Origin of the sequence: Fibrisoma limi BUZ 3 (genome assembly GCF_000296815.2) — a bacterium.
Classification (GTDB): domain Bacteria; phylum Bacteroidota; class Bacteroidia; order Cytophagales; family Spirosomataceae; genus Fibrisoma; species Fibrisoma limi.
Window position 1 is genome coordinate 1,011,752 of sequence record NZ_CAIT01000006.1, and the last position, 20,767, is coordinate 1,032,518.

A 20,767-nucleotide genomic window follows, 5' to 3' on the forward strand; every position below is an offset into this window, starting at 1 on the left:
CGTGACAATGCAACCTACGAGCCCTTACCTACTTAGCTTCCAGGACATTAGCCGTACATCGTTGAAGCTTGCCGGGGGCAAAGGCGCAAACCTTGGAGAACTGACCCGGATTGAGGGCATCTGCGTACCGGACGGCTTTTGTATTTCGACAGAAGCCTACAAACGAGTCATAGAGGCAACGCCGTCGATCGACGAATTACTTAATGAACTATCGCTACTGACAACGGAGGACCGGCCTAAAATTGGTGAGCTGAGCGGTGAAATCCGTCGGGTAATCGAATCAGCAGCCATCCCGGCCGACATTCAGGAAGCGATTACCCGCCAGCTCGCTGAACTTGGCGAAAAGGCAACCTATGCCGTACGGTCCAGTGCTACGGCCGAAGACCTGCCGACAGCCTCCTTTGCCGGACAGCAGGATACGTACCTGAACGTTGTTGGAACGGAGGCCATCCTGCAGCACATCAGCCGGTGCTGGGCATCGCTCTTCACCGAGCGGGCCGTAACCTACCGTCTTCAGCATAGCTTCGCTCATCAAAGCGTCCATCTGGCTGTGGTTGTTCAAAAGATGATCTTCCCCCAGGTGTCTGGGATTATGTTTACGGCCGATCCCGTTACAGGCAACCGGAAGGTAGTCTCCATCGACGCCGGTTTCGGGCTGGGCGAGGCTCTGGTCAGCGGCCTGGTCAATGCGGATAATTACAAAGTTCGTAACGGCCAGATCATCGGGAAGCATATAGCCGCCAAAAAGATCGCCATCTATGCGTCACACAATGGCGGTACGTATGAACAGGCCATCTGCCCGGAGCAGCAGACCAGCCAGGCGCTGACGGATGAACAGATTGTACAGCTCGCGCACATAGGCAGACAGATAGAAGCCCACTTCGGCAGCCCCCAGGACATTGAATGGTGTTTGGCTGACGATACATTTTATATTGTCCAGAGCCGGCCCATCACCACGTTATATCCCATTCCGGAAGCGGATGACCAGGAAAACCATGTGTACATCTCGGTCGGTCATCAGCAAATGATGACTGATCCGATGAAACCGTTGGGGTTGTCTTTTTTCATGATCATGAACATTGCCTCCATGCGTGCGGCCGGTGGACGACCGTTTGTTGATGCTACGCCTATGCTGGCTTCGCCCGCCAACCGAAAAACGATAGTCGATGTCCTCGGAAAAGCCGATCTGCTCGTGAAAGACGCACTCACCACGGTACTTGAGCGGGGGGATTTTATAAAATCGCTACCCGATGATACCCAAGACCAGCCGACGGGTAAAAGCCATAAACGTATGCCGAACTATGCTGCCGTAATCGAATACGATCCGGCCATCGACCCGTCGACCATCGTTCCTGATCTCATCCGCCGTAGTCAAACAGCGATAGACGAGTTAAAACAAACCATTCAGGCGCAGTCCGGACCGGGTCTGTTTGATTTTATTTTGGAAGATCTGGGGCGGATAAAGCAGCATATTTCTGACCCACAGCATTTTGCGCTGATCATGACGGGCATGAATGCGTCCTCATGGCTTAACTCAACGATGCAGGAGTGGCTGGGCGAAAAAAACGTAGCCGACACGCTTTCTCAATCCGTGCCTAACAATATCACCTCAGAAATGGGCCTGGCACTACTGGATGTGGCCGATGTGATTCGCCCGTATCCAGACGTAATCCAGTATTTAAAAGGGGTAAAAGAGGGTCACTTTCTGGATGAACTGATGCAGTTGGAAGGCGGACCAGAAACCCGGGACGCCATCTACGATTTTCTGGACAAATACGGCATGCGATGTGCCGGAGAAATCGACATAACGAGAACCCGTTGGAGCGAGAACCCGGCAATACTCGTTCCTCTGATTCTTAGCAACATTAAAAACTTTGAACCGGGTGAAAGCAAACGAAGATTTGAGCAGGGGCTACAGGAGGCACTACATAAAGAACAGGAATTGATAGAGCTCGTGAGGCAACTACCGGATGGTGAACAGAAAGCCGAAGAAACAAAGCGAATGATCAGCCTGATCCGGCATTTCGCTGGTTACCGCGAGTACCCAAAATACAGCATCGTTAGTCGTTACTACGTCTATAAGCAGGCTCTGATGAAGGAAGCCGAAAACCTCCTGCAAGCAAACGTTCTTCAGTCAATCGACGATATGTACTACCTCACGTTTGACGAACTGCGGGAGGTCGTGCGCACGCATACACTGGATTATGGAATTATCAGCGAACGGAAAGAAGCCTACAAATTATACGAAAAGCTAACACCCCCACGGGTCATTACGTCGGATGGTGAAATCATCACGGGAGCGTACAAGCGGGAAAATCTTCCAGCGGATGCGCTTGTCGGCCTGGCCGTTTCATCCGGAGTCGTTGAGGGCCGGGCACGGGTCATCGTACGAATGGAAGAGGCTGATCTGGAGGAGGGTGATATCCTGGTTACTACGTTTACCGATCCGAGCTGGACGCCCTTATTTGTTGCTGTAAAAGGCCTGGTTACTGAAGTAGGCGGTCTGATGACCCACGGAGCCGTTATTGCCCGGGAATATGGTCTGCCGGCCGTTGTGGGCGTAGACAACGCAACCACGCTGATCAAAGACGGGCAACGCATCCGCGTGCATGGCACAGATGGTTATGTCGAAATCCTGTGATCGGAAAGCCGCCGTCTTCGCCCCGGCAAGCCTGGGTACGAGGTGAAATTACTATGACAGTTGGCAGCCGGTCAGAAAACGGCGTTGGTCAACTGTCATCACTTTTTACCAAATGACAAATCAACGGCAGACAACACTGGTTAACTTGCGATTATGAACGCATTTGTTGACTACGTTTTGCAGTTTGGTCAATTGAACCAGCAGCAAATTGACCTGGTTTCCCGAAAAGCGAAGGACCTGGAACTCCCTAAAGAAGCCTATTTTTCCGAAGCGGGCAACGTGTTAAAGCAGGTTGGCTTTCTTACCGAAGGCGTTGTTCGGGTTTGTTATTACAACAACAAAGGTCAGGACATCACCAAGATTTTTATTGAGGAGAATCATCTGCTGCTGGATGCAAGAAACCTGCCTTCGTCGGAGTACATTCAGGCCGTTACCGATTGCCGGTTTATCGTATTTTCCATGCGGGATTGGGAGGAAATTTCCAACACCATTGTAGGCTGGGAGCACATCATTCAGAAAGTTATTGCCAAAGCGCTTGTTCAGAAACTGGAACGCGTCAGCCCGTTGGTTTCGCAGGATGCAACGACGAGGTATCTGGAATTTATGGAGAAATATCCTAACCTGGCCAACCGGATTCCGCTGTCGTACATTGCTTCCTATCTCGGAATTACCCAGTCTTCATTGAGCCGAATCAGAAAAAATATCCGCTGATGCGCTTTTTGCCATTTGGCAAATGCGTTCCGTTCCCGTTGCTCCAACTTTGTGCCGTTACTTTAAACAACAACGGACATGAAATCAGTATTGATCACAGGAGCCAACAAAAGTATTGGCTTTGAAACGGCACGGCAGCTTTTGCAGAAAGGTTATTACGTTTATCTGGGCAGTCGCAATCTTGAGAATGGCCGCGAAGCCGTAGAAAAGTTAAACGCCGAAGGTTTGAGCAACGTGGAAGCCGTACAAATCGATGTGACTAATGCAGCATCGGTAGAAGCCGCCCGTGCCGAGATTGGTAAGAAAACCGACGTACTGGATGTGCTCATCAACAACGCCGGCATCAGTGGCGGTTTACCACAAACAGCAACCGGTGCGCCTATCGACACGTTCCTGAACGTATTTGAGACCAACCTGTTTGGCGTGGTACGGGTAACGCAGGCATTTATCGATTTACTCAAACAATCGCCCGCCCCCCGTATCGTGAATGTAAGCTCGAGCGCGGGCTCGCTTACCCTGCACAGCGACCCAACCTGGCCGTATTACCACCATAAGGGGGCGGTTTACCTGCCTTCCAAATCGGCACTGAATATGTACACCATTAACCTGGCTTACGAACTGCGTGACACCCCCTTTAAAGTCAATGCAGTCGACCCAGGCTACATCGCAACCGATTTTAACAATCACCGCGGAACGGGTACGGTTGCCGAAGCTGGGGCACGTATTGTAAAATACGCCACCATAGACAGCGATGGCCCAACCGGAAAATATTTCAGCGAGGAATACAATCCGGAAACAGAAGAAATTCCCTGGTAAAACATCGTCTGAGCCGGTAGTACGACAATGAGGACTGACGTGGTTCATTCTACGTCAGTCCTTTTTTTACATTTACGCTACTATCGGGCGTACACGTATCGCAAGTCATACTCAACAACCGAATTGAACAGCATCAGCTACGTTTAATCGTACGGGATCACTATGAAATTCACGTTATTTTTTGGTTTGTTTCTTGCCTGCTCGGCAGCGCTGGCACAGTCTAAAAACGAATCATCATCTGCCGATGCACGTGCACACGAGCCGCTCAGAATCGACAACGATAAACCGGTCTGGATGCTGACTTATTTTCGCCAGCGGTACCCTACCCGTATTGAGATTGACGCGAAGGGAAACACGGTTGAGGTACCCTTGCCCGACCCCATGCTGATTAATAAACTGCACATCGCCTTATCTACCGACGGCCGCCATTGGACACCCTTGAACGACAACAACCCGGTCTGGGATCATCACATCCGCGATCCTTACGTTCGTCGGGGACCTGATGGACTCTGGCGTATCCTGTCAACCGGGGGCGGAAAAGGGCTCGACCGGGCGAAGGTAGGGCCAAGCTGCCTTTACGTAACGTCCAGAGATCTGATTCACTGGCAGGTCGAAGGTCCTTTACCCCTCATGAAAGATGTACGGGATGAGTCAGGCGCTTTAGCCGGCAATATCTGGGCACCCGAATGGTTCTACGATGAGGCCACACAGGAGTACATTTTACTCTGGTCGTCATCATTTAAAGATGCCGGCTGGAAAGAAAGTCGGCTCTGGTACGCCAAAACACGCGACTGGAAAACATTTTCCCCGGCAAAAGTGCTTTTCGCTCCTTCCTATTCCGTGATTGACGGAACCTTGCAGGAACACAACGGCACCTATTACCTTTTCCATAAGGAAGAAGAATTTGGGGCCAAAACCGGCGAACGCAGGGCCATTCGGGTAGCTACGTCCCGGCGCCCGGAAGGACCTTACAGCCTTGTTGAAGGCCATCTGAACAGCGGGCAGATTGTTCCGGTCATTACCGAGGGCCCATCTGTAGCGAAAGACCCTCTCAAACCGGGCTGGTTATTGTTCTATGATTATTGCATGACGAACCGCTTTGGCGTTTCTTATTCGCCGGATCTGCTTCATTGGACGGTTGAAGAGAACGTCAGCTTTCCATCGGAAGCCCGGCACGGTTGTGTTTCTCAAATTTCGCCTGACGAAGCGAAGACATTGCTTAAAACGTATCCCGGTAACAACTCGACCAAATGACATTTGCCTTTTCCGAAGCTTGTGCAGCTCTCATACCTGAACGCGGGCTTTCCCCACGGACCCAATGCTGACATTTAACCGTAAGTTCTTCCTGTTTGCGCTGACCCTCTTCATCGTTGAGGTACTTATCGCCCTGTTTGTCCGCGACAGGTTTGTGAGGCCGTACGGGGGCGACTACCTGGTTGTGATGCTATTGTACTGCGCGGTAAAAACGGTTATCAAGGCCCCTCCGCTGCCGGTAGCCATTGGCGTACTGCTGTTTTCATACGCTCTGGAGGTACTGCAATTCATTCATATCGTTGATCGGCTGGGGCTGTCGGACAACACACTGGCCAGAACTGTCATCGGCTACGGATTCGAGTGGTGGGACTTGCTGGCCTATACGCTCGGCATAGCGACCGTACTCCTTCTGGAAACGCTTTGGCCAAAAGATGCTCCCGGAACCATACCCAAGCCAACGTAAATAGCAATTAGTACGTTGATAGGATTGATTGACCACAGCATCGGCTACCCGACTTACAGGTTTTTTGCCAGAACGTACCGCAATCCAGCTAAACCGATGATTTGTCAGGATTTTTTGCCCGGCCCGGCTTTGCAGCCATACGTCAAACGCTACCACCTCCGGCACTTTGTATTTGCCGATATGGCAAGCATTCCGTTCAAACCATACGCTCCGCGTCCTGAACAGACGCTCGCCTTTTACCCCCGAGGCCGCGAACTTGTCGAACACATTGGTAGTCACAGACGAATCGAAAGGCCGCGTTCCATGCTGATGGGGCAATACGTTGAGCGCACCAATCGCCATCTGAGCGGCTCGGAGTTCATCGTGTTTCTGGTTGAATTTTACCCGGGCGTGCTGTACCGGATTACCGGCATTCCATACTATGAACTGACGAATACCTTTGTCGATGCCGAAGCCATCTTTTCGAAAGAGATGCGGTTGGTCAACGAACGACTGAACAGTACCGACAACTATCCGGAGATGATTACGATCGTCGAAACGTTTTTACACCAACTGGTACGAACCTTAAAACGAGACAGCCACCCTATCGACACGATCGCCAGGCTGATCATCGAACGTCCTGAGAGCCCTTTGATACGTCAGCTTGCTGCGGATGCCTGTTTATGCCCGCGCCAGTTCGAGCGGAAGTTCAACGAACGAATGGGCGTAAACCCTAAGCTTTTTTCGCGCATTGCCCGACTGCACAACGCGTATCGCAGTAAGTACAACCGACCCCAAAACGATTGGTTAAGCATTGCGCTTGCCTGTGGATATCATGACTACCAGCACCTGGTTAAGGATTTTCAGCGCTTTGCAGGAGTCACCCCAACCACGTATGCAGCCGAGGACAACAACGCGCCCGAACGGCTCTTTGGCCTGAGCGATTCGTCCTACGCCTGACTATTGTCGCTTTTTTACCACCTCCGACAAAAGGAATCGCTTCAACTTTGTTCATCAACCTTGGAGCACCATGAAACTTGTTGTCGGAGTAATTCTTTTCAGCGTTACCAGCCTGGTTGCCACAGCGCAACCTTGTCAGACGGGCCGACTCGACCCACGAGTAGCCGCAGCGTTACGCGACGTACTGACTGATCTTCCCTCCTCGCAGACCGCATCGGTGGAGCAGATCAGGGATGTAAAAATCAAAACACCGGCTTTCCCGAAATCGGATGTTCAGTACCAGTCGATCACGGCGGATCGTATTCCCATACAGATCTACAACCCCGCCCACGCGACAGGCCTGCCCATCATTATCGGCTACCACCCGGGCGGTTTTGTAACCCCTATTCTCCCGTTTATGGAGTACGAGTTCTGGCGACAGGCCAAAACCTACAACGCCATCGTGTTCGCCGTTGACTACCGGGTAGCGCCGGAGCATCCGTTTCCGGCCGCCGTCAATGACGCCTATAATGCCTTCAGGTGGGTAGTGGCCAACGGCCACCGATACGGGGGTGATACCAGCCGCATCGCTGTACTGGGATTAAGTGCGGGAGGGAATTTAGCGGCCGTCGTTTGCCAGAAAGCTAAAAAAGAGGGAATCGCCAAAGCGATCAAATTGCAGATTCTGAACTGTCCGTCGACCGACGATCCCCGAAATGCTGCGCAACATCCTTCCTATCAGCAATACGCGTCGGGCTACTTTCTGACAAAAGCATTTTGCCAGTATTACATCCAGATGTATGCGCCTGATGCCGCGACGACTAACCCTGAGATTGCGCCCTTACACAGTGAGAACGTAGCGGGCTTACCACCCGCGCTCATCATCACGGCTGAATTCGATCCGCTTCGCGACGAAGGTCATGCCTATGCCGAACGGCTACGTAAAGCCGGGGTGCCCGTACAGTACACATGCTTTCCCGGGCAGATTCACTGCCTGTTGGGTCTCCCGCCCGACGCGGAACAGCTAAACGAGGTGGATACGCTGGTGTTGAACGCTATGAACACGATAGTTGTCAAAAAGAAAAAGTAACCAAAGCCAGTACGGTAACGCAACCGAAAGTCTGCTATTCTTCCTTACCGACCAAGTTTCCCGCCTTACACTGCATCGTTCAGTTTTTTGCCTTTAGGATCGTCGGCTACCCATCATCCTCCCGCTCTCAACATGCGTTCATATAATTGACTATCAGGACATTATACAACGTCAACCTTCTGCCGTTTCCTCAAATCTCCGCTGCGACACGACCGTTCGCTCAAACTCTGTTACCATTCGCCAATAACATTACGACTTTTTGTCGGGCAACAGCCTGAGCGTAATTGTTCGTAAACCCCTTAACACCAAACTTTTATGAAAAAGCAAAACAAGCCGGCGCCCAAGGAAGACCAAGCCGCAGCGGCAGCCGATTCACCGGCTGGTGAGAGCTATCTACTGGAAATCAGAGTGCCCCAGGCCGAACCGCTGCTGGCCGCTACGGTCCGGGCTACTACGGTGGCTTCCGTCCAGGGTTTTACCATCGACCCATCGTTCAGCCCGGTTCCGGTCAAGCCTTCCAATACGCAGCGGATGGCAATGCTGGCGGCCAATGAAGACAACCAGCACGTGATTGTCAGGGCTACCCTGACCGATGAACAGCGGGAAGCCGCTAAAGCCAATCCGGATGTGGTCGAAATCTGGACAGACGCTGTTATTGAACCCATCGCCTGCCCGATTCCCCCCTGCGACTGTTCGCCTAACACCCCGCATGGCACCATCACCGACGTTGCCAATTACCTGGGTGTGAATCAGATCTGGAGTGCGGGCAAACGGGGCGAAGGTATCGTAGTGGGCGTAGTTGATGGGGGCATTACGGCCACCGGACGCTCGCTCGCGCCCGGCGAAGCCCCCGCCCGTACGATCAACAACGTTATCGGTGGGTGGCCCGTTGCCAGTTGGGGAACGCGGGGAAGTGGCTGGGGTTATCACGGCAATATGTGCGGCACCGACGTACTGGGCATGGCCCCTAACTGCCGACTCTACGACCTCCGGATTGCCGATGCCAGCTCCACGACGGGCGTAATCTCCAATGCCCTTCAGGCGTTTCAGTGGGCCATCGACCAGCACCGAACCAACGGTACGCCCCACATCCTGACGAATAGCTGGGGAATTTTCAATACGGCTTCGGCTCCCGACTACGCCAGCAACCCAAACCACCCCTTCACGCGCAAAGTTGTCGAGGCTATCGACGAAGGCATCATCGTACTGTTTGCGGCCGGTAACTGCGGGGATACCTGCCCGGACGGACGCTGCGCAACGAGCGGACCGGGACAAAGCATCTGGGGAGCCAACGGGCACCCGCGTGTGATGACCGTCGGAGCCGTTAACAAAGACGAGCAGTTTGTCGGCTACAGCAGCCAGGGCCCGGCTTCGCTGGACCCGCATAAACCGGATTTCTGCGGCATTACGCACTTCACCGGCTATTTTAACTCGGACAGCGGTACGTCGGCCGCAACCCCCATCGTGGCGGGTGTGTGCGCTCTGATGAAGCAGGGTAAACCGTCGGCGACACACAACAGCATCAAGGACGCGCTCATCGCTACGGCAAAAAACATCGGTCCGGCGGGTTGGGATCAACATTCCGGCGCAGGGATCGTGCAGGGCAAACGCGCTTACGACCGACTCACCAAACTGCTGATCAAGGAAGCTAAAATTGAGAAAGTTGAAAAAATCGAGAAATCCGAGATTAAGGAAATCAAGATTGAGAAGAACGAGATCAAGGAACAGAAGCAGGAAAAAATTGAAATCAAGGAGCAGAAGCTGGAAATTCTGGAGGGCAAACGCCTGAAGGACCTCCGCGACGTGACCAAGCGGGTGCCGGAGCTACCCATCCCGATTCCGGAGCCCATCCGCAACCCCATTCAGCCCGGGCAAACGGTCGAGTCGGCGGGAAACAGTCTGGAGAGTCGGCTGGCCCAGCTCGAAGCGTACATCCAGGCCCTCGATACGTTCATCAGCACCGATATGCGTCCTGATCTGAGCCAGGGGGCGCTGGCGAACGAAGGCGATCTGCCATCGGGCCAGGGTACGGCCGAGCAACTGACAAAAGAGGCCAATGATGCGATGATGAATAAGATGAACTACGACAACTCGCCCCGCTGAGCCGGTTTGGTCACGGCCGGAGACCGGATTCGGTTTCCGGCTTAACTACCTTCCTGTATGATTCTGATTCTCTGCCATCCGCACGACGTGGAAGCGGCCTGGCTCTACGAACGGCTGCATCAGGCCGCTCCCGAGCAACCCCTGCTGATCGCCACCGCCGACGAACTGATCTATGCCCAAAGCATCCGGCAAACGCTCCTGGGCGACGACGATACGTTTCTGATCCGACTGCAAAACGGACGTTGTATCCGGAACGACGAGATTTCGGTGGTGATTAACCGCCTGTATCACCTCGATCCGATCGTCTGGAAATCGGTCAGTGAGAAGCAGTACCAGTACGTTGGGCAGGAACTTAACGCGCTGTTTCTAAGCCTGCTTCATTCGGTTGGTCCGGACCGGCTCTTTAACCCACCATCGCCTGTTTCGCTGGGTGGTCGTCATCTGTCCTCCGCTGAGTGGCAGTTGCTGGCCCTGCGGGTAGGGCTGCCGATTGCTCCGAACTGGCCCCCGCCGGAAACGTTGGTCATCAATCCGCCCGACGCCCGGTTGCTTGTCCTGGCGGGTGAACTACTGGGTGCCCGCCCCCCCGGCATCGACGCTGACGCCTGCTGTCGGCTTGCTCAGGTGAGCGGCACCAACCTGCTGGAATTGCACTTTAACCAACGCTCCGGCGAATACGCCGGTGGTTTTGAGTTCGTGGGCGCTACGGTCTTTGCCTCCCTCCCCCACTACGGCGACGCACTTGTTCAACACCTCCTTACCCTGACAAGCCATGATATTAATCTGGGGCATACCCAGCGAGCCGCCCATCCGGCGGTTGCTGGATGAACTCGACCAGCTCGGCGAACCTTACGTCATGGTCAGCCAGCGCCAGTTTGCCCAAACGGACCTGCACCTCACCATTGATGCGGTCGGGAATCTGGACGGAACCCTGACGTACCAGGGTCAGACGTATCCGCTATCCGGGCTGACGGGCGTTTACCTGCGGCTTGTTGATGATGAAGTACTGCCCGAATTTCAGCACCTGGCTCCGGCCGATCCGCTTCGCACCCACGCCCGCCGGCTGATCCAGCACCTGACACTCTGGACAGAATGGTCGGGCAGCCGGGTCGTGAATCGGATGTCGGCGATGACGTCCAATAATTCCAAGCCCTACCAGGCACAGTTTATCCGGCAACATGGGTTTCGGATACCCAATACGCTGATTACGAACGAGCCGGATTTGGCCCAGGATTTTTGTCGGCAGTACAACAACCGCGTGATCTATAAATCGATCAGTGGGGTTCGGTCCATCGTTCAGCAGTGGGACCCGGTTGCCGATGCCGAAAAGCTGGCCCTGATTCGCCATTGTCCGGTGCAGTTTCAGGAGCAGGTCGAAGGGTTTGATGTTCGGGTACACGTCATTGGGGAGCTGGCCATTGCAACCCGGATTACGGCCCACGCTACCGACTACCGCTACGCTATTCAGCAAACGGGCGAAGCTGCCACTCTGACGCCATACGACCTCGACCCTGACGTAGCGGCCAACTGCGTTGCTCTGTCGCAGGCGCTCGGCCTTGATTTTTCGGGAATTGATCTGCGGATACAGCCAGATGGTGCCGTTTATTGTTTTGAGGTTAACCCGTGTCCAGCTTATTCTTACTACGAGTCGCATACCGATCAGCCGATTGCGGCCCGGCTCGCGGAGTACCTGAGCGGCCACGACCAGTACTATCGACGTATCTGGCAACTATAAGTTAATCGACTATAATCATGGCACAAACAACGCTGACCCTGACAAAAAAAGAAGGCGGCCAAACGCTCCGCTCCGAAACGACGGTCGATCTGAGCCAGCCGGAACTGAACGAACTCCTCGACGACCTCAAAGCGCATGGATCACCGGATTTCGGGGAATTTGCCACTATCTACGTCGCCCCGGAAACCTATTCGCTTCACGTTAAGAACGAGGACATTGCTTTTAAACCGCAATTTTTCCCGGCAAAGTACGCTCCCATCATAAACGAACTGATGAGTAAGCTGTCGTAGGAGCGGATGCCACCTCAGAGCCGCTGGATCTGGTCCGTAAAACGCTGGATCAGCTCCCGTTCTTCTCTGGAAACGGTATCATGCGCGCGGGCCACCCGAATCAATATGTCAATGAAGCGTTTCTTAAGCGGTTCGTTGAGTTCAGCCCGCTTATCAAGCAGCCGGCGCATGCCAAAGGTATACGCGTCTTCGACCGATTCGTTTACGTTTTCCCGCAGAAAAAAAGAATACAGCGCCAGATCGCCATGGGGTTCATCAACAAACACTTCCTTAACAGTCTGCATCTCTTCCCGTTGCAGACGACCGTCAACCTTAGTCAGCGCGTAGACAACACTGCCGATACCTAGTGATACATCTGGTGAGTACATGATAGTTGGGTGGGTTAGTTTTTTGTAACGTATCAGAGCAACTTTAGGGCCAGTTGTGCAAATCACATGGCCGATCAATCATTTATTATCAACCGCTACGGATTGCAGAAATCACAGTACATGGGATCTTCCACTTCCAGACCGCGCGGAAACGACCGCTCTTCGGCATGACCGCATCGCTGACAACGGTACACATCGGCCAGGACCGACCGCGTCGGCAGGCCACACAGGCCACAGGGCAATCCGGTTTTTACGTCTGTCCGGCCAAAGCCCGGCGTGTTGCAGGTAGGGCAATGGCTCAATGCCCGATCGATCAGCTTCTGCGCAGCGGCTTCGATCACCTGCATTCGCATCGGGTTGTACATCGCCCGCATGTCCGTTTCGACATAGGCCGACCCGAACGTAGCCAGCAACGCGTGAAAAGCGGGCAGCAACTGGCGGTACGTAGTGATACCTTTCAGCAGACCGGTTGTCTGGCCAGCATCGCTCCGCAAAATCAACGCGTGCGACGGAAACCGCGCCATGGCTGCAAACCGTAGCAGTTCGTCTTCCGTGTTGACCGCTGCACCCGCGAAATTGGTCTGCGTACTGATTACCCGGACGTAAATCTCCAGGTCATGTTGTCGATCCATCAGCAGCAGGACCTCATCGTCGGCAGGGGTAAAAAACAGGTGCGGATGCGGCCCAAATGACCCTTCACTCGCAATAGCCAGGTCGCAGCCCGTCAGATCCATCGCCATCCGGCACTTCTGACGGGCTGCCCCCAGCGGGTCAAGTGTTCGCTCTACTTCACCAGTAAACGTACCCAGTTGATCGGTATCCAGCGCATCGGCGAGCAGACACCGAACGCCCAACCCGGATTCGACCAGTGGAGCAAGCACCCGTTCTTTCTGATGTTTGGTCGCCACCACCAACCGCCGACCTGCGAACCAGTGTGACATACTTCCGTCGATCAGAACACCACGGCAGATTCAGTGGGGACGGTCACGGAGACGGCCGCATGCAGACCGATTCCGTCGTGACCATTCCGCTCAATGTACTGCCGAACGTCGTATAATTCCCGTTGCAGGTCCTTGATTCGTTTCTCGCGGACTTTGATATCCTCCTCGTTATCGGACTGGCTGATCTTGCTTTCGTGAAACTGTATCTTCACGTACACCATCTGGGTCAGCAAATTGAGCGCATCCTGGGCGCTGAACTGACCATTGAGCAACTGAATATTCATACGGAGTTAGCTGGATTGGTTGGTGGTTTGTTGTTTGTAGTTGGTGGTTTGTTGTTCAGGTCCGAATTTGAGGTGATCTCCTCATAGTCAGAGCACAGAATCACAATCGGTAGACTTTAACCCACAAACCACGAACTACAAACCCCAAACCCTTTAACATCTATAAGTGAGGTACAAACAGGATTGACTATTGCCCCTGCCCCATCGAGAAGGCGGGTTTGCCGTTAAAGGCGTACAGATTTTCCGTTTTGATCGTATCGATCTGCTCGTCAATTGCCTTCGACAGAACGTCGATGATATGGCGGCTGTTGACCGGGTGGCCATTGGCCGGTAGAAACCGGCAGCGCCAGTGGTCGGTGCAGAACGTTTCGTCGAAGCCGTCGGGCCACACTTTGATACCGCGGTTAGTGATCATACTCAGCTTCAGATCGGGCGTATTGACCGGATTGAGCAAGGTCGCCAGTTCGTCGGCCTTAGTCCCTTTCCAGTGTACGAACACATCCACTCCCACCAGTTCCTTGGTCCCATTGGATTTACGCTGGTATTTCGGCAGTTTCAGCGTAGTGCCTTTGGCGTAGGAAACCGGCTTCAGTGTCGACGGTTGCTGGCCGAGGTTGGCGATCACGGCCTGCGCAAACTCCTTAGTACCAACCTTCTGCTTGCTGACGCCCTCTTTGTAGATGTCGTAGGTGTGGATACCGTCTTCGATGGTTTTGAGCCAGGCATTCTGCACGCGCTCGGCTACGTCGGTCTGCCCGATGTGGTTGAGCATCATAATGGCCCCTTGTAACAGTCCCGACGGATTAGCCAGATTCTGCCCGGCGCGTCGGGGAGCCGACCCGTGAATAGCCTCGAACATGGCACATTCTTCGCCGATGTTTGCCGACCCAGCCAGTCCCACCGACCCCGCAATCTGAGCCGCTACGTCCGATAGCACATCGCCGTAGAGGTTCGGCATCACAATTACGTCGAACGCTTCGGGCGTATCGGCCAGCTTAGCCGCGCCGATATCAACAATCCAGTGTTCGTTTTCAATGTCGGGGTATTCTTTTGCCACTTCTTCAAACACCTGGTGGAACATCCCATCGGTCTGCTTCATGATGTTATCCTTGGTGAAGCAGGTCACTTTCTTACGACCATACTGGCGGGCGTATTCAAAAGCGTAGCGAACAATCTTCTCGCAACCGGGTCGGCTGATCAGCTTCAGGCACTGCACTACCTCATCGGTTTGCTGGTGTTCAATCCCCGCGTACAGATCCTCCTCGTTTTCGCGGATGATCACCACATCCATCACCGGATGCTTGGTTTTTACGAACGGATGCAGACTGGTGCACGGCCGCACGTTGGCGTACAGACCGAGCATTTTACGGGTGGTTACGTTCAGGCTCTTATAGCCTCCGCCCTGGGGTGTAGTGATGGGCGCTTTCAGAAACACTTTGTTGCGCCGGAGGCTGTCCCACGATTCTTTGGAAATACCCGACGTGTTGCCGGCCAGGTATACTTTTTCGCCCACCTCAATTTCATCAATATCAAGTTGAGCGCCCGCAGCCAGAATAATATCCAGGGTAGCGTCCATAATTTCGGGGCCAATGCCATCGCCTTTTGCAACAGTGATTCTTGTCATAATAAGTGAGTGTTTTTTGTTCGTTGCAAAAATCAGCAGGCGTTTTCATAAGTAAAAATTTATACTTTTGATAATATACATAAGCCTATTTTATGAATTACACGCTCCATCAATTACAGGTATTTTACAAGATCGCACAGACGCAGAGCATCACCAAAGCCGCCGAAGAGCTGTATCTGACACAGCCGGCGGTATCGATTCAGTTGAAAAACTTTCAGGATCAGTTTGACATTCCGCTCACGGAGGTCATCAGCCGTCGAATTCACCTGACTGATTTTGGGCGGGAAATTGCCGAAGCAGCCGAGAAAATTCTGAATGAGGTCTACGCTATCAACTACCGGACGCTGGCGCACAAGGGCTTACTCACCGGTAAGCTGAAGATCTCGGTGGTATCGACGGGTAAGTACGTAATGCCCTACTTTTTGTCGGGGTTCATTGGGCAGCACGAAGGCATTGACCTGATGATGGACGTAACCAACCGCCAGAAGGTGCTCGAAAGCCTGGATAGCAATGAAGTTGATTTTGCGCTGGTATCGATCCTGCCCGACAACCTGAAGATCAACCACGTCGGGCTGATGCCGAACAAGCTCTATCTGGTTGGCCGTGGGTTTGAGCAGGAACCCGGCAAAGTGTATACGCCTTCCCTGCTGAAAGACCTGCCGTTGATCTACCGGGAAACCGGTTCCGGTACGCGGTACATGATGGAGCAGTTCATCGACCGTAACCAGATCATCGTACGGAAGAAGATGGAACTAACCTCCAACGAAGCCGTGAAACAGGCGCTGATTGCCCGGCTGGGGTATTCCATTATGCCCCTGATCGGCCTGCGTAACGAGATGATCAACCAGGACTTGCAGATCATTCCCGTCGAGAGTTTACCAATGGCGAGTATGTGGAACTTGATCTGGCTGAAAAACAAGCAGTTCTCGCCCGTTGCTCAGGCTTACCTTGATTATATCCGGCAGGAAAAAGACAACATCATTCAGCAGCAGTTCGGCTGGTACGAACGGTATTAAGCAGTGTATGAGTGGTTTTGAAGTAAAGCAGTCAAACGCCTAACTTTCGCCCATCCGCTCCGGGTACCTTCAAGGCAGTAGAAAGGAGGCCGATGGAGCAGCCATTTTCCTATGATTGAGCTACGACCCGCCCAACTCACCGACTATTCAGCCATCGCAGCCCTTCACGCCGACAGTTGGCGACGAACGTACCGGGGCATTTACAGCGATACGTTCCTGGACCATGATCTTGACCGCAATCGGTCGGCTCTCTGGCAGGGGCGGTTAAGCGCTCCGGCCGCCAATCAGCACGTAACGCTGGCCGTCGAGCAGGAGAAACTGATTGGTTTCGCGTGTCTCTATCTGGACGACGACCCGGCTTTTGGCACATTGCTCGACAACCTTCACGTATCGGCCAGTTTCCAGAAGTCGGGCATTGGTCGGTTACTGATGACAGACTGTATGCGCTTGGTGGCGGAAAAAGCCTTGGTTAAGACGCTGTATCTGTGGGTATTTGAGGCCAATCAAAACGCCATAAACGCGTACGAACGACTGGCAGGCACCAGGGGGGAGACAGTACTGAAAACAAACGAAGACGGATCGGAGGCAAGGATCTGCCGCTACCTCTGGAACGATCTGACGTCCCTTAGTTAGCCCATGAAAGCAGCGATCTATACCCAATACGGCCCGCCGGATGTGGTCAGAGTCCGGGAAGTCGACAAGCCCGTCCCGAAAGACAACGAACTGCTGATTAAGGTCTACGCGTCGACGGTAAACCGAACGGACTGTGGCTTCCGCAGCGCAAACTACTTCGTTTCCAGGTTCTGGAGTGGGTTATTCAAACCCAAGTTTCCGATACTTGGCTGTGAGTTTGCCGGCCAAGTTGAAGCCATCGGCAAAGACGTAACCTCGTTCAGCATTGGGGACAGGGTGTTTGGGTATAATGACTACCGGTTTGGCGGTCATGCTGAGTATACGGTAATGACGGAGCGTGACGCCATTGCCACCATACCTGATTCGCTGACCTACGAGGAAGCGGCACCGATTGTTGAAGGCAGTCATTATGCGCTGTGTGACATTCGTGCGGCCAGGGTACAGCAGGGCCATACCGTACTGGTCTATGGAGCTACCGGTGCAATCGGCTCGGCCGCCGTGCAACTGCTCAAACACCTGGGAGCCACGGTGACGGCTGTTTGTGCCACCAATGGTGTTGCTCTGGTAAAGTCGCTCGGGGCTGATCGGGTGATTGATTATAGCCGCGAGGACTATACCCAAACCGGCCAGACCTTCGACTTCGTATTTGATGCGGTTGGCAAAAGTTCCTTCGGTCAGGCCAAACAAGTGCTCAAAAAAACAGGGGTATACATTTCTACCGAACTTGGCAAAAACGGCGAGAACGTATTCCTGGCCATCGCGGCCCCGCTGACCAGCGGCCCCAACGTGCTGTTTCCCATACCATCCATCAATAAGGCTGATATGCTGTTCCTGAAAAAACTGGTGGAAACCGGAGCGTTCCGACCCGTCATCGACCGGCGGTATCCGCTCGACCAGATCGTTGAGGCCTATCGCTACGTGGAAACCGGCCAGAAGATGGGTAACGTCGTGATAACGATGGCGTAAGCGCTGAAACCACTGCCAACTTCCACAGTTCTCTTCGACCTATTGCCGACAGCTTCCGCAGCTGACCCACTACGTATTTCTCAACTCTATCAGATCGACTGCTCATCCTCCGAATGATCAGGATGCAATCAATTTGAAGAGGATTTCTTTTTTGCGAAGCCGTTGTAAATAAACCTTTTTTTAATGTCTATTTAATCTGAGATTAAATAGACATTAAAAAATTCTAATTTTTAGTGTGGTCATATTACCGCTATCTTTAAGCCCAATCTCAGCTACGCTCTCTAAAAACAACACAAAGTATATGTCACATTATACGTCTTGTTATGAGAAGAGATCTCGTTCTGATTTTTCGGTTTTGCTCCAATTTTGGGTTGTTCAGCGGCCTCCAGCTTTATCTCACTTTTAAGTTTGGTAACGTTAACCAGATTCGGCTTCCCCGCATCAAACATCCTCTTTACCTGCGGCCTAACACATCTGATGTGCCGACGTTCAATCAGGTGTTTCTGCAAAACGAATATGACCTGCATGTCTCAGCCCCCAAAGTCATCATCGACGGCGGTGCCAACATAGGGCTATTTGCCGTATTGATGAAGAATAAATACCCGGACGCCAAGATCATCTGCATCGAGCCCGATCAGGAAAACTTCAGTATACTACAAGCCAACACGGCCGCCTACGACGATATTTACTGCGAGAACTGTGGTATCTGGAATAAAGAAACGGTGTTGAAGGTCTTCGATAAGTACAATGGCGGGAAATGGCAAATGATTGTTGAAGAGGACAGCCAGCACGGAAACGTTCCTGCCATTACGCTGAATACCGTACTCGAAAAGTACGCCATCCGGCAGGTCGACATCCTGAAACTCGACATCGAAACCAGCGAAAAATACGTTTTCCGCGATAATTTCAAAAGCTGGTTACCGAAGGTTAAAACAATCGTCATTGAACTGCACGACTGGCTTGAGGAGGATTGCTCAAAACCTTTTTTTTCGGCTATTAACCAGACGTTCGCCCGGTATAAGTACTATATGAAGGGAGAAAACACCATCATCGAAAATAAGGACCTGGATTTTTCAAGAGCCTGAAACACGATCAGGGCTTTACGTTTTTTCACTATGCTCCGACCACAAGTGGTCTGATATTGTGGCTCGATCCGGCGAAGTACGTATTACTTCGCCGGATCGAGTGCTCATTAGCGTACCAGCCCGATGACCTCTTCTGCGTTCAGCTTCTGCTGTTCGCCGGTCACCATGTTTTTTACCGAAAGCTGCCCGGTCTGTACTTCTTCCGAGCCGATCAGCACGACGTACGGGATATTTTTAGCATTGGCGTAATCCAGCATTTTCTTCACCTTCGCCAGATCGGGATACACTTCGGCAGCTACGTTGGCCTGGCGGAGCTGGGTCAGCAACGGCAAGGCTACCGCCCGGGCTTCCAGGTCAAACGGCACGATCAGTACACGGGTCCCCTGCCCCGCCGATTCCGGAAACAGGTTCAGTTCCTCCATCACGTCATAGATACGGTCCACACCAAAGGAGATACCCACCCCCGAGAGTCCCGGCTGCCCGAACGCCCCCGTCAGGTTATCGTAACGGCCACCCCCGCTGACGCTGCCAATCTGTACATTAGTAGCTTTCACTTCAAAGATGGCTCCTGTGTAATACGAAAGTCCTCGTGCGAGCGTAACGTCTAACTCTAAACGCGAGTCGGTCAGGCCGTATTGATCTACCAGTTGCCAGACCTCTTCCAGTTCGGCAATGCCTTTCTGCGCCGTTTCGGAGGCCATCAGCCAGGTTTTTAACTGTTGCAGTACATCGGTAGGGCGGCCGCTGATGCTGAACATCGGCTCCAGATTCGCAATGGCCTCCTCTGAAAAACCCCGCTCACGCAGTTCGTCCAGCACCTTGTCTTTACCAATCTTATCGAGCTTATCGATAGCTACGGCCAGCGGTCCCTCCTGACCGGCCGCCCCAATCGCTTCGGCAATACCGGCCAATACCTTCCGGTTGTTGATCTTCAATGTAAAATTGTCGATCCCGAGGTTACGAAACACTTCATGTACCATCAGTACGATCTCTGCTTCGCACAGCAGCGAGTCGGTACCCACTACATCAGCGTCGCACTGATAGAACTCCCGGTAGCGGCCTTTCTGTGGTCGGTCGGCCCGCCAGACGGGCTGCATCTGGTACCGTTTAAACGGCATGGCCAGGGCGTGCCGGTTCATGACCACGTAGCGGGCAAACGGCACCGTCAGGTCGTAGCGCAGGCCTTTTTCGGAAATCTTATGGGTTAGTTTTTTACTGCCTTCCTGTAGGTTAGCGTCGGTCAGGCCATTGGCAAAATCGCCCGAGTTCAGGATTTTAAAAAGAAGCTGATCGCCTTCCTCGCCGTATTTCCCCATCAGCACCGACAGGTTTTCCATGGCGGGGGTTTCGAGCGGCTGAAAACCAAACCGCTGGAATGTCCGGCGGATGGTGTCGAAAATAAAGAGCCGTTTCTGCATCTGGTCCGGCCCAAAATCACGGGTGCCTTTCGGCAACGATGGTTTCTGCATGCTGCAAAATTAATGCACGGGCGGGTAGAATTAGCGCAACACTAAAATATGTGAAATTATCCAATGCCCTTGACAATGGAGACACTGCATCATTCTCTTTTCTCTAATCATTATGGTAACAGATCTGATCAGAGTTAGTGGTAAAACGCTGCTACTCTGCCTTATCCAAATTATACGCAATCGCTATCCGCACCACATATCTCCCTGATCGCCACTGGATCGACGCAGAAATAAGGTATTGTCCGCATTCAATTGACAGTAGCCCGCAGGCCCGTAGTTTGGTTCGCCACGAATCACCGTCACTGACATAAAGGCTAGTTTTCTTCTATAATTACCTTCAAACGCCGTTCTGATTGAGTC

General features: G+C 52.9%; 20 protein-coding genes. 15 read left to right on the plus strand and 5 right to left on the minus strand.

The window, feature by feature from the left end:
• The first annotated feature begins 7 nt into the window (after nucleotides 1-7).
• The 11 genes from ppsA to BN8_RS12215 all read left to right on the plus strand — a co-directional run bounded on the left by ppsA (nucleotide 8) and on the right by BN8_RS12215 (nucleotide 12,021).
• Nucleotides 8-2,641 carry a phosphoenolpyruvate synthase gene (ppsA, locus tag BN8_RS12165; protein ID WP_009282170.1) on the plus strand — a complete coding sequence of 878 codons (2,634 nt, stop codon included), beginning with the start codon at nucleotides 8-10 and terminating at the stop codon, nucleotides 2,639-2,641.
• A 153-nt stretch (nucleotides 2,642-2,794) separates the two neighbouring features.
• Nucleotides 2,795-3,352 carry a Crp/Fnr family transcriptional regulator gene (locus BN8_RS12170; protein WP_009282171.1) on the plus strand — a complete coding sequence of 186 codons (558 nt, stop codon included), beginning with the start codon at nucleotides 2,795-2,797 and terminating at the stop codon, nucleotides 3,350-3,352.
• Nucleotides 3,353-3,430: 78 nt separating this feature from the next.
• The gene (locus BN8_RS12175) at nucleotides 3,431-4,168 is read left to right on the plus strand and encodes an SDR family oxidoreductase (protein WP_009282172.1); all 738 of its coding nucleotides are present in this window, start codon (nucleotides 3,431-3,433) and stop codon (nucleotides 4,166-4,168) included.
• A 162-nt stretch (nucleotides 4,169-4,330) separates the two neighbouring features.
• Nucleotides 4,331-5,422, plus strand: coding sequence for a glycoside hydrolase family 43 protein (locus BN8_RS12180; RefSeq protein ID WP_009282173.1), 1,092 nt, complete (start codon nucleotides 4,331-4,333; stop codon nucleotides 5,420-5,422).
• A 64-nt stretch (nucleotides 5,423-5,486) separates the two neighbouring features.
• Complete coding sequence (locus BN8_RS12185; RefSeq protein ID WP_009282174.1) at nucleotides 5,487-5,885, plus strand: ribosomal maturation YjgA family protein; 399 nt, start codon at nucleotides 5,487-5,489, stop codon at nucleotides 5,883-5,885.
• Nucleotides 5,886-5,981: 96 nt separating this feature from the next.
• Nucleotides 5,982-6,824 (plus strand): helix-turn-helix domain-containing protein, encoded by an 843-nt coding sequence (locus tag BN8_RS12190; protein ID WP_009282175.1) that lies wholly within the window; start codon nucleotides 5,982-5,984, stop codon nucleotides 6,822-6,824.
• 70 nt (nucleotides 6,825-6,894) lie between these two features.
• Nucleotides 6,895-7,893, plus strand: a complete 999-nt coding sequence (locus BN8_RS31695; RefSeq protein ID WP_009282176.1) for an alpha/beta hydrolase — start codon at nucleotides 6,895-6,897, stop codon at nucleotides 7,891-7,893.
• A 315-nt stretch (nucleotides 7,894-8,208) separates the two neighbouring features.
• Nucleotides 8,209-9,996 (plus strand): S8 family peptidase, encoded by a 1,788-nt coding sequence (locus BN8_RS12200; protein WP_009282177.1) that lies wholly within the window; start codon nucleotides 8,209-8,211, stop codon nucleotides 9,994-9,996.
• Nucleotides 9,997-10,053: 57 nt separating this feature from the next.
• Nucleotides 10,054-10,824: a hypothetical protein gene (locus BN8_RS12205; protein WP_009282178.1), complete on the plus strand. Its 771-nt coding sequence runs from the start codon at nucleotides 10,054-10,056 to the stop codon at nucleotides 10,822-10,824.
• Entirely contained in the window at nucleotides 10,769-11,731 is a 963-nt protein-coding gene (locus BN8_RS12210) for an ATP-grasp domain-containing protein (protein ID WP_009282179.1), read from the plus strand. Before BN8_RS12205 ends, BN8_RS12210 begins: the two co-directional genes overlap by 56 nt.
• 17 nt (nucleotides 11,732-11,748) lie before the next feature.
• On the plus strand, nucleotides 11,749-12,021 hold the full coding sequence (locus tag BN8_RS12215; protein WP_009282180.1) for a hypothetical protein: 273 nt from the start codon (nucleotides 11,749-11,751) through the stop codon (nucleotides 12,019-12,021).
• Between the two features lie 14 nt (nucleotides 12,022-12,035).
• Here the strand turns inward: BN8_RS12215 and BN8_RS12220 are convergent, their stop codons facing one another.
• The 4 genes from BN8_RS12220 to BN8_RS12235 all read right to left on the minus strand — a co-directional run bounded on the left by BN8_RS12220 (nucleotide 12,036) and on the right by BN8_RS12235 (nucleotide 15,238).
• Nucleotides 12,036-12,389: a tellurite resistance TerB family protein gene (locus BN8_RS12220; RefSeq protein WP_009282181.1), complete on the minus strand. Its 354-nt coding sequence runs from the start codon at nucleotides 12,387-12,389 to the stop codon at nucleotides 12,036-12,038.
• Nucleotides 12,390-12,484: 95 nt separating this feature from the next.
• Entirely contained in the window at nucleotides 12,485-13,330 is an 846-nt protein-coding gene (locus BN8_RS12225) for a DUF6671 family protein (RefSeq protein ID WP_009282182.1), read from the minus strand.
• 11 nt (nucleotides 13,331-13,341) lie between these two features.
• Nucleotides 13,342-13,614 (minus strand): hypothetical protein, encoded by a 273-nt coding sequence (locus BN8_RS12230; RefSeq protein WP_009282183.1) that lies wholly within the window; start codon nucleotides 13,612-13,614, stop codon nucleotides 13,342-13,344.
• A 187-nt stretch (nucleotides 13,615-13,801) separates the two neighbouring features.
• Nucleotides 13,802-15,238 carry an NADP-dependent isocitrate dehydrogenase gene (locus BN8_RS12235; protein WP_009282185.1) on the minus strand — a complete coding sequence of 479 codons (1,437 nt, stop codon included), beginning with the start codon at nucleotides 15,236-15,238 and terminating at the stop codon, nucleotides 13,802-13,804.
• A 92-nt stretch (nucleotides 15,239-15,330) separates the two neighbouring features.
• Between BN8_RS12235 and BN8_RS12240 the strand changes: the two genes are divergently transcribed.
• From BN8_RS12240 to BN8_RS12255, 4 genes are all read left to right on the plus strand, one after another.
• Entirely contained in the window at nucleotides 15,331-16,254 is a 924-nt protein-coding gene (locus BN8_RS12240) for a LysR family transcriptional regulator (protein WP_009282186.1), read from the plus strand.
• A 111-nt stretch (nucleotides 16,255-16,365) separates the two neighbouring features.
• Complete coding sequence (locus tag BN8_RS12245) at nucleotides 16,366-16,887, plus strand: GNAT family N-acetyltransferase (RefSeq protein ID WP_009282187.1); 522 nt, start codon at nucleotides 16,366-16,368, stop codon at nucleotides 16,885-16,887.
• Between the two features lie 3 nt (nucleotides 16,888-16,890).
• Nucleotides 16,891-17,853, plus strand: coding sequence for an NAD(P)-dependent alcohol dehydrogenase (locus tag BN8_RS12250; RefSeq protein WP_009282188.1), 963 nt, complete (start codon nucleotides 16,891-16,893; stop codon nucleotides 17,851-17,853).
• Between the two features lie 323 nt (nucleotides 17,854-18,176).
• Nucleotides 18,177-18,938, plus strand: coding sequence for an FkbM family methyltransferase (locus tag BN8_RS12255; protein ID WP_009282189.1), 762 nt, complete (start codon nucleotides 18,177-18,179; stop codon nucleotides 18,936-18,938).
• 107 nt (nucleotides 18,939-19,045) lie between these two features.
• Here the strand turns inward: BN8_RS12255 and hisS are convergent, their stop codons facing one another.
• Nucleotides 19,046-20,407 carry a histidine--tRNA ligase gene (hisS, locus tag BN8_RS12260; protein WP_009282190.1) on the minus strand — a complete coding sequence of 454 codons (1,362 nt, stop codon included), beginning with the start codon at nucleotides 20,405-20,407 and terminating at the stop codon, nucleotides 19,046-19,048.
• Nucleotides 20,408-20,767 lie beyond the last annotated feature (360 nt).